This window comes from Pinirhizobacter sp. (assembly GCF_035317885.1).
Lineage (GTDB): Bacteria > Pseudomonadota > Gammaproteobacteria > Xanthomonadales > Rhodanobacteraceae > Pinirhizobacter.
On record NZ_DATHFX010000181.1, the window covers coordinates 1 to 9,668 of the forward strand.

The following is a 9,668-nucleotide window of genomic DNA, read 5'->3' on the forward strand; positions in this document are numbered from 1 at the left end:
TGCAACAACAACACGGCACCCCTCGCCGGCATCCCTGGCGCGAACCAGCCGCGGATCGTTCTCCCATCGGCATCGTTGAAGGCGAGTGCCTGCACCGGCAAGTCGGATGGCGGTTCCCCCGCCGGCTCGCGCCGTGGAGCAATCAGGAGTGCTCCACATGTCCATGTCGCTCCGCTGCAGGCGAGCACACATACCGTCGCGGCCACGATCCATCTGCATTTCATCTTCCATGCTCCTTGCATGCCTAAGCAGGCAGGATGCGCTGGAGTTCAGGCCTTCCTCAGCCGGAAACCTGACCAGGCGCTGGTTTGGGCTGGTAAGCAAAAAAAAACGCCCCCAACGGGGGCGTTTCTTAAATGGTTGGTCGGGGTGGCGAGATTCGAACTCGCGACCACTACACCCCCAGCGTAGTGCGCTACCAGGCTGCGCTACACCCCGACTAAGAAAGCAATTGTACCAGTTGCGAAGGCCTGGGCGGAAGCTGTCAGCGGCGCAGCAGGGTGAGCACTTCTTCCAGTTCCAGGCGCACCTGGCGGACGATCTGGTGGGACATGCTGGACTCCATGCGGGCCTGGGGGCCATCCAGGCGCGCACGCGCACCGGTGATGGTGAAGCCCTCGTCGTACAGCAAGGAACGGATCTGCCGGATCATCAGCACGTCGTGGCGCTGGTAATAGCGGCGGTTACCGCGGCGCTTGACCGGATTCAGTGCAGGGAATTCCTGCTCCCAATAACGAAGCACGTGGGGTTTCACGCCACACAATTCACTGACTTCACCAATGGTGAAATAGCGCTTCGCCGGAATGGCTGGAAGCTCGGTGTTATTCCCTTGGTCCAGCATACCCCTCCACTCTCACCTTGAGTTTCTGCCCTGGACGGAACGTCACCACCCTCCGCGCGGAGATGGGAATCTCCTCGCCGGTCTTGGGATTTCGCCCGGGACGCTGGTTTTTCTGGCGCAGGTCGAAATTGCCGAATCCGGACAATTTAACCTGCTCCCCCCTTTCAAGCGCTTCGCGGACCACCTCGAAATAGGCGTCTACGAATTCTTTGGCCTCGCGTTTATTGAGGCCCACGTCGAGGAAAAGCCGCTCGGCCATTTCCGCCTTGGTCAGCGCCATTTCATCCTCGCAATCTTGCCTTGCATGTGTTCTCCAACGCCAGTACCGCATTACGTACGCAGGCATCGGCGTCGTCGTCAGTAAGCGTGCGTGAATCGTCCTGCAAAATCAAGCCCATAGCGAGACTTTTGCGCCCGGCCTCCACGCCCTTGCCGACATACCGGTCGAACAGCCGTACCTCGCGCAGGGTTGGGCCCAGCGCCGCCCTTACGGCGGCCTCTGCGGCGGCCCAGGCCACGTCCTCGGGCATGTCCACGGCAATATCCCTTCTTACCTGCGGGAATTTGCCGATGGGGCTGGCCTTGGGCAGGCGTCGCTGGCCCAGGGCGAGCATGTCCAGTTCGGCCACCAGGATGTCGTCACCGGCATCCAGCGCCCGGGCGAGCGAGGGATGCAGGCTGCCCAGGAAGCCGGCCGGCGTGCCATCGCGAAGCACCCTGGCCGAACGGCCAGGGTGCAGGAAGGCCGGAAGGCCTGTCGCATCGAAGCTCCAGCGACCCGGTTCGCCTCCCTGGGCGATCAAGGCTTCGATGTCACCTTTCAAGTCATAAAGGTCTATTGGCCGCGCGGGTACGCCCCATTGTTCGGTGGTGGCCAGGCCACAGGCCACCAGGCCCAGGCGTGGTGTCTCCACGTCGCTGGCATAGGTACGAGCCAGTTCGAACAGGCGGACGCGCTCCTGCTGGCGCGCGCGGTTGTACGAGAGTGCCTGCAACAGGCCAGGCAGCAGCGAGGGCCGCATCACGGCCAATTCCGCTGACAGGGGATTGGCCAATGCCACGCCCTGCCCGCCCATGCCCCAGCGCTCGAGCAGTTCGAAGTCGACGAAGGCCAGCGTTACCGCTTCGAACCAGCCGCGCGAAGCCAGCTGTCCGCGCACGGCCATGTCGCCCAGGCGTTCTTCCGGATCGGGCACCAGCACCAGCGCGCCGGAGGGGCGATGGGTGGGAATGTTGTCGTAGCCGTGGATGCGCGCGACCTCTTCGACCAGGTCTTCTTCGCGTTCGATGTCAAAGCGGCTGGAGGGTGCGGTCACCCGCCAGCCGTCGGTCAGCGATTCCACCTGCATGCCTAGCGCGGTAAGCATGCGCGACACGGCCGCATCGGCCACTTCCAGGCCCAGCAGGCGGTGCAGGCGCGCGCGGCGCAGTACCACGGGCTTCGGCTCGGGGATGTCCTGGAGGCGCTCGGCCACGGTGACCGGGCCCGGCGTACCGCCGGCGATCTGAAGGAGCAGCGCCGTGGCACGGTCCAGTGCACGGACGGGCAAGGCCGGGTCCACGCCGCGCTCGTAGCGGTGCGAGGCATCGGTATGCAGGCCGAGCTTGCGCGCCCGGCCCATGATGGCCGCCGGGGCGAAGTGGGCGGACTCCAGGAATACGCTGGTGGTTGTGTCGGTAACGCGCGAGTCGAACCCGCCCATCACGCCGGCGACGGCGAGGGCCCTGGCTTCGTCGGCAATCACCAGGAAGCCCGGGTCGAGCTTCGCCTCGCTGCCGTCGAGAAGCTTCAACGATTCACCCTCGCGCGCATGGCGCACCACGACGTCGCCGACAAGCTTGTCGTTGTCGAAGGCGTGCATCGGCTGGCCGAGTTCGAGCATCACATAGGCGGTAACGTCGACCACGGCACTGATCGGACGAATGCCGCCGCGGCGCAGGCGCTCGGCCATCCACAGCGGCGTACGTGCGGAAGGATCGATGCCCGACACCACGCGGCCGAGGTAACGCGGTGCATCGGCCCCGGCCTCCAGGCGCACCGCACGACGTGCATCGCCCGTTCCCGGGATTGGCTGCGCCAGCACCGGCTTCACATGGCCGCCGAACAGCGCCGCAACATCATGCGCCAGGCCGTGCACGCTCAGGCAATCGGGGCGGTTCGGGGTGATCTTCAATTCGATGCTGGCATCGGGCAGGCCAAGGTAGCTGGCAAGCGTCTGACCGACCGGCGCGTCGGCCGGAAGCTCCAGCAGGCCCGAAGCATCGGCGTCGATGCCCAGCTCCTTCGCCGAACACAGCATGCCGTTGGATTCCACGCCACGCAGTTTCGCTGCCTTGATGGCGATGCCGCCCGGCAGGTTCGCACCCACCATGGCCAGCGGCACCTTGATGCCGACGCGCGCATTGGGGGCGCCGCAGACGATCTGCAGCGGCTCAGGCAAACCGGCATCCACGCGGCACACCTGCAGGCGATCGGCCTCGGGGTGTTTTTCGGCCGACACGATGGCGGCCACCACCACGTGGTCAAGGCTTTCACCCAGGGCGGTGACGTCTTCGACTTCCAGGCCAGCCATGGTCAGCGCATGCACCAGCGCCTCACGATCGACCGGGACGTCGACGACCTCGCGCAGCCAGTTTTCGGAGAATTTCATGCTTCGAATCCTTGACGGCGGCTCAGGCGAACTGGCGCAGGAAGCGCAGGTCGTTGTCGAAGAAGGCGCGCAGGTCGCCCACGCCATAACGCAGCATGGCGAAACGCTCTACTCCCAGGCCAAAGGCGAAGCCGCTGTAGCGCTCCGGATCGATGCCGCAATTGACCAGCACCGTGGGATGCACCATGCCGCAGCCGAGCACCTCCAGCCAGCGGGTGGAACCATCGGCGGCATCCCAGCGGATGTCCACTTCGGCCGAGGGCTCGGTGAAGGGGAAATAGCTGGGACGGAAGCGCATCTCGAAATCACGCTCGAAGAAGGCCCGCACGAACTCGGCCAGCGTGCCTTTGAGGTCCGCGAAGCTGGAGGTTTCATCCACCAGCAGGCCTTCGATCTGGTGGAACATCGGCGAATGGGTCTGGTCCGAATCGCTGCGGTACACCTTGCCCGGCGCGATCACGCGGATCGGCGGCTGGCGCCCCATCATCGAACGGATCTGCACCGGCGAGGTATGCGTGCGCAGCAATCGGCCGTCGGGGAAATAGAACGTGTCGTGCATGGCGCGCGCTGGATGGTGCGGCGGGAAATTCAGCGCCTCGAAGTTGTGCCAGTCGTCCTCGATCTCCGGACCGTCGGCACGCTGGTAGCCGAGCCGGCCGAAGATGTCGGCAATGCGCTCGAGCGTACGGGTGATCGGATGGATGCCGCCGAATTCGGCGCTGCGCCCGGGCAGGGTGACATCCAGGCGCTCGGAAGCCAGGCGGCGGTCGAGATCGGCCAAGTCCAGGGCCTGCTTGCGGGCGGCAATGGCATCGGTGAGTTGCTGCTTGGCGCGGTTGACCTCGGCGCCACGCGCCTTGCGATCGTCACCCTGCAGCTGGCCCAGCGCCTTGAGTTGCGCCGTGATGCTGCCGTTCTTGCCGAGCAGAGTGACACGCAGGTTTTCCAGCGCATCGAGCGATGCGGCGGTTTCGATCTCGCGCAGGGATGCGTCGATCTGGTCCATCTTTCTTCCCGACGTAGGTTCTTTGGTCCCCAGAAACGAAAAAGGGGAAAGGGCCAGGCCCCTTCCCCTACGTGATCCTTGGTTGAAGGTCACGCCACCTTGCGACGGCGTGGCCTTGCGTTTGGATCAAGCAGCCAGGCTGGCCTTGGCCTTCTCCGCGATCGCACCAAAAGCCTTGATGTCGTGCACGGCCAGGTCGGCGAGGACCTTGCGGTCCACTTCGATCTGGGCCTTGGACAGGCCATTGATGAGGCGGCTGTAGGACAGGCCGAACTGACGGGCTGCTGCATTGATACGGACGATCCACAGCGCGCGGAACTGGCGCTTGCGCTGCTTGCGGCCGATGTACGCGTACTGGCCGGCCTTGATGACGGCCTGGTTGGCTACGCGGAAGACCTTGCGGCGGGCGTTGTAATAGCCCTTGGCACGGCCAATGATTTTCTTGTGACGACGACGGGCGGTAACACCGCGCTTTACACGAGCCATGGTTTCTACCCTCCCTTAGAGATACGGCAACATGCGAGCTACACCCTTGGTGTCGCAAGCTTTGACGTGGTTGGGAGCGCGCAGGCCGCGCTTACGCTTGGTCGACTTCTTGGTCAGGATGTGTGACTTGAAGGCGTGACCGCACTTGAACTTGCCCGAGGCAGTTTTGCTAAAACGCTTAGCGGCTGCTCGGTTGGTCTTGATCTTGGGCATCGGAATGCTCCGTATTCAATGGTTGACTGATCCGGCGGCTGGGCCTTGCGGCCAGCGCTTTCCTTCCTGCCGGGGACGGTGCTCACCCCTATCCAGAGGGGGTGAACCGGCGAGTTTACAGTAAGTTGCGGGCGGTTTGCCAGCCCTTTGGACGCCCCGATACGCAAAACGGCGGCCGTTGGGCCGCCGTTCCTGCCTGTCCGGGCCGATGGGCCCGTTGGATCAGACCTTCTTCTTCGGGCCGATCATCATCACCATCTGGCGCCCTTCCAGGCGCGGGAACTGCTCGACGGTGCCGTTCTCGCCGACATCTTCCTGGATCTTGCGGGCCAGGTTCTGGCCGAGGTCCTGGTGGGACATCTCGCGGCCACGGAAGCGGATGGTGACCTTGACCTTGTCGCCTTCCTCGAGGAAACGCAGCATGTTCCGCATCTTGATCTGGTAGTCGCCCACGTCCGTTACCGGGCGGAACTTCACTTCCTTGATCTCGACCTGCTTCTGCTTCTTCTTGGCAGCCTGGGCTTTTTTCTGCGCTTCGAACTTGAATTTGCCAAAATCCATGATGCGGCAGACCGGGGGGTCGCCGTTGGGCTGGATTTCGACCAGGTCCATGCCGGCTTCATCAGCCAGGCGTTGGGCATCGGGTGTGGCCAGGATACCCAGCTGCTCACCCTCGACGCCCAGCACGCGGACGCGTGGCACGCGAATATCGTTGTTCTTGCGATTGCCCTTGTTATCGGTCGTAGCGATACCGCTATCCTCCAGGAGATTTCAAAAAAGAACCGGACACGCGCCTTAGCGGCGTGTCTCGGCTTCCAGCCGGGCAACGAAGTCAGCCAGCGGCATGCTGCCCAGATCCTCGCCTCCGCGACTACGTACGGAGACAGACCCCGTTTCTTTCTCGCGGTCACCGACCACGATCAGATAGGGAACCTTCTGCAGCGCATGCTCTCGGATTTTATATCCGACCTTTTCGTTGCGCAAATCCGCTTCCACGCGGAAGCCTTTGCCGACAAGGGTTTGCGTGACCTCGCGCACGTAATCAGCTTGCGCATCGGTAATGGAGAAGACTACACCCTGGACGGGTGCCAGCCACGCCGGAAAATTGCCGGCATGGTGTTCGATCAGGATGCCGATGAAGCGCTCCATCGAGCCGACGATCGCCCGGTGCAACATAACCGGATGTTTTCGCTGGGAATGTTCATCCACATATTCGGCACCCAGGCGCTCGGGCATCATGAAATCCACCTGCATGGTGCCCACCTGCCAGCCGCGGCCGATGGAGTCGCGCATGTGGTATTCGATCTTCGGACCGTAGAAAGCGCCCTCTCCGGGGAGTTCTTCCCAGGCCACGCCGGCTGCCGCCAGGGCCGCCCGCAGGGCGCCCTCGGCACGGTCCCAGGTGGCGTCGTCACCCAGGCGCTTCTCCGGCCGAAGGGCGATTTTCAGCCCGATATCCTGGAATCCGAAGTCGGCGTACACCTTCATCGCCTGCAGGTGGAAGGCTTTGACTTCCGACTCGATCTGCTCGGAGGTACAGAAGATATGGCCGTCGTCCTGCGTGAAGGCGCGCACGCGCATGATGCCGTGCAGCGCGCCGGACGGCTCGTTGCGATGGCAGCCGCCGAACTCGCCATAGCGGATGGGCAGGTCGCGGTAGCTCTTAAGATCGGTGTTGTAGATCTGCACATGGCCTGGGCAGTTCATCGGCTTCAGCGCATAGGTGCGCTTCTCCGATTCGGTGAAGAACATGTTCTCGGCATAGTTGTCCCAGTGGCCGGATTTCTTCCACAAGGAAACGTCCATGATCTGCGGGCCACGTACCTCCTTGTAGCCGCTGTCGCGGTATACGCGGCGCACGTACTGTTCCACGGCTTGCCAAATGGCCCAACCCTTCGGGTGCCAGAAGATCATGCCCGGGGCTTCTTCCTGCATGTGGAAGAGGTCCAACTGCTTGCCGATGCGGCGGTGGTCGCGTTTCTCGGCTTCTTCGAGCTGGAACAGGTAGGCCTTGAGCTCCTTGTCGTTGAGCCAGGACGTACCGTAGATGCGCGTGAGCATCTGGTTGTTCGAGTCGCCACGCCAGTAGGCGCCGGCCACCTTCATCAGCTTGAACGCACGCAGCTTGCCGGTATTGGGCACGTGCGGGCCACGGCACAGGTCGGTGAATTCACCCTGTGAGTACAGCGACAGTTCCTCGTTGGCGGGGATCGATTCGATGATCTCAGCCTTGTATTCCTCGCCGATGCCGCGGAAGAAGGCCACGGCCTCGTCGCGCGATTTCACCGAGCGGGTAACCGGCAACGCCTCGGAGACAATGCGAGTCATCTCCGCTTCGATCTTCTCCAGGTCGTCCGGGGTGAAGGGGCGTTCGTAGGCGAAGTCGTAATAAAAGCCGTTGTCGATCACCGGGCCGATGGTGACTTGCGCACCGGGGTACAGGCGCTGCACGGCTTGCGCCAGCAGGTGCGCCGTGGAATGACGAAGAATGTCCAGTGCCTCGGGGCTTTTCTCGGTGACAATCTCGAGCGAGGCGTCGTGATCGACCAGGAAGCTGGCATCGACCAGGCGGCCGTCGACCTTGCCGGCAAGCGTGGCCTTGGCGAGCCCCGCGCCAATGGAGGCGGCGACGTCCTGGACGGTGACGGGGTGGTCGAAGGGGCGCTGGCTGCCGTCGGGGAGGGTGATCTGGACCATGGATGTTTTTCTTCTTGGATCTAAGGCATAAAAAAAGAGCGCCGGGCGCCCTTTGCGTTTCAAACACTCAAGGAGGCGTGGCGAACGATCAGCGTTGGAAGCTCGTAGTTTGCATGTCGCACGCTCGGCCAGCGTTGCCGCGGCCACCTCGATGAAGGAAAGATCTCGCGCGAAAGCTAAGTCAGCGCTGAGATATTGTCAATGGAAAACGGCTGGTCACGGCTTGGTCACACCAAGGCAAGTGCTTGCCTGTAAAGCCTGAATATAGGGTTGTCCACAGGTTTGCCCAAGGGAAGTCCACAACCGGTGTGGATAACCTCAGGCGAAGTGGCTGCGGAGCCCCGAAGCGCGCCGGGTTCGCCGCTGTACGGCGGCATCGACGATGTCGGGTGTCGCAAGCAACGTGAACCACTCGCGTGCACGGGTGACCCCCGTGTAAAGCAGTTCGCGCGTCAGCACGGGCGAGGTGATTTCTGGCAACACCAACCCCGTATGGGCAAATTCCGACCCCTGCGACTTGTGCACCGTCATCGCGAATACCGTCTGTACGCCGGACAGGCGGCTGGGCGTGACGAAACGGATGCGCTCACCCACGCGGAAGGCCACGCGCACCGCGTGCCCGCCCTCGCCGTCGGGCAACGCCAGGCACACGCCGACATCGCCGTTCATCAACCCAAGGCCGTAGTCGTTGCGGTTGACCAACACCGGGCGCCCTTCGAAGAACCCGTGTATGGCGGAAACAAGGCCCAGGTCGCGCAGGCGGACGGCGATGGCCTCGTTGAGCGCATCCACGCCCGCAGGGCCCTGGCGCAAGGCACAGAGCAGCTGGAAGCGGCCGAACGCGTCCAGTACGGCGCCCGCCCAGGCTTCTGGTTCTGAGTCGTCGCGACGGGCGTGCATCAACTGAAGATATGCACGGTAGCCGGGCGCGCCGTTTGGCAAACCGTCCACGGCAAGATCCACCGCAGCCGCGGGCGGCATCAAGGCAATGTCCCGCCCCTGCCCGCCCAGTGCACGCCTTACGGCAGCGGTTGATCCCTGGTTGACTGCGCGCGCCAGGGCGCCGATGCCGCTATCGCCGGCAAACCGGTGGCTGTGGCGCAGCATCACCACATGCTGGTCCAGGGAACGTGCGTCGTCGCGGACCGCGGCGCCGAGATCGGCGCCGGTGGCTTCGCGCAACCACGCCGCCGTGGCGGGATCGTAGTGGGCATCCTCGGCGCGCTCGCACAGGTCGCCAAGCACGGCCCCGGCTTCCACCGAGGAAAGCTGGTCTTTGTCTCCCAGCAACACCAGCCGGGACTCAGCCGGCAACGCATCGAGCACGGCCGCCATCATCTCAAGGTCCACCATCGACGCTTCATCGATCACCAGCACGTCCACGTGCAGGGGATTGTCGCGGTGATGCGTGAAGCGGCGGGTATCGCCACGGCTGCCCAGCAGGCGGTGCAAGGTGGTGACGTCCGGCGGGATCGCAGCGCGCGTGGCATCGTCCAGCGGAAGCCTGTCCACCTGGGCGGCTATCGATTCATTCAACCGGGCGGCGGCCTTGCCGGTGGGAGCCGCCAGGCGGATGCGCAGGCGCGGCGCACCGCTGGATAACCGGCGTGATTGCAGCAATCCCAGGAGCTTCACCACGGTGGTGGTCTTGCCCGTGCCCGGACCGCCGGTGATCACGCAGAAACGGGAACGCGCAGCGAGCGCGCAGGCGATCTTCTGCCAGTCTGCCGTGCCTGCGCCGCCGGCCTGCCCGGCGAAAAGGCGGTTGAGGTCG

Annotated in this window: 9 protein-coding genes and 1 tRNA gene; all 10 read right to left on the reverse strand. The window is 63.8% G+C overall.

Going from position 1 to position 9,668, the window contains the following annotated elements; genetic code table 11:
- Positions 1-361: 361 nt before the first annotated feature.
- Positions 362-438: transfer RNA gene (locus VK519_RS05685), tRNA-Pro, on the reverse strand.
- Between the two features lie 46 nt (positions 439-484).
- Positions 485-841 carry a MerR family transcriptional regulator gene (locus VK519_RS05690; RefSeq protein ID WP_250624012.1) on the reverse strand — a complete coding sequence of 119 codons (357 nt, stop codon included), beginning with the start codon at positions 839-841 and terminating at the stop codon, positions 485-487.
- Positions 822-1,121: an integration host factor subunit alpha gene (gene ihfA / locus VK519_RS05695; RefSeq protein ID WP_036140472.1), complete on the reverse strand. Its 300-nt coding sequence runs from the start codon at positions 1,119-1,121 to the stop codon at positions 822-824. The genes VK519_RS05690 and ihfA overlap by 20 nt, the downstream gene beginning before the upstream one ends.
- Position 1,122: 1 nt before the next feature.
- Positions 1,123-3,492 (reverse strand): phenylalanine--tRNA ligase subunit beta, encoded by a 2,370-nt coding sequence (pheT, locus tag VK519_RS05700; RefSeq protein WP_324348161.1) that lies wholly within the window; start codon positions 3,490-3,492, stop codon positions 1,123-1,125.
- Between the two features lie 22 nt (positions 3,493-3,514).
- Positions 3,515-4,498 (reverse strand): phenylalanine--tRNA ligase subunit alpha, encoded by a 984-nt coding sequence (pheS, locus tag VK519_RS05705; RefSeq protein WP_324348162.1) that lies wholly within the window; start codon positions 4,496-4,498, stop codon positions 3,515-3,517.
- 126 nt (positions 4,499-4,624) lie between these two features.
- Positions 4,625-4,984 carry a 50S ribosomal protein L20 gene (rplT, locus tag VK519_RS05710; RefSeq protein ID WP_324348163.1) on the reverse strand — a complete coding sequence of 120 codons (360 nt, stop codon included), beginning with the start codon at positions 4,982-4,984 and terminating at the stop codon, positions 4,625-4,627.
- Between the two features lie 15 nt (positions 4,985-4,999).
- Entirely contained in the window at positions 5,000-5,197 is a 198-nt protein-coding gene (gene rpmI / locus VK519_RS05715) for a 50S ribosomal protein L35 (protein ID WP_250624016.1), read from the reverse strand.
- A gap of 222 nt (positions 5,198-5,419) precedes the next feature.
- Positions 5,420-5,962 carry a translation initiation factor IF-3 gene (infC, locus tag VK519_RS05720; RefSeq protein WP_324348166.1) on the reverse strand — a complete coding sequence of 181 codons (543 nt, stop codon included), beginning with the start codon at positions 5,960-5,962 and terminating at the stop codon, positions 5,420-5,422.
- 30 nt (positions 5,963-5,992) lie between these two features.
- On the reverse strand, positions 5,993-7,894 hold the full coding sequence (thrS, locus tag VK519_RS05725; RefSeq protein ID WP_324348164.1) for a threonine--tRNA ligase: 1,902 nt from the start codon (positions 7,892-7,894) through the stop codon (positions 5,993-5,995).
- Between the two features lie 318 nt (positions 7,895-8,212).
- Positions 8,213-9,668 (reverse strand): exodeoxyribonuclease V subunit alpha (gene recD, locus VK519_RS05730; protein WP_324348165.1); only part of this gene is annotated, 1,456 nt, incomplete at its 5' end.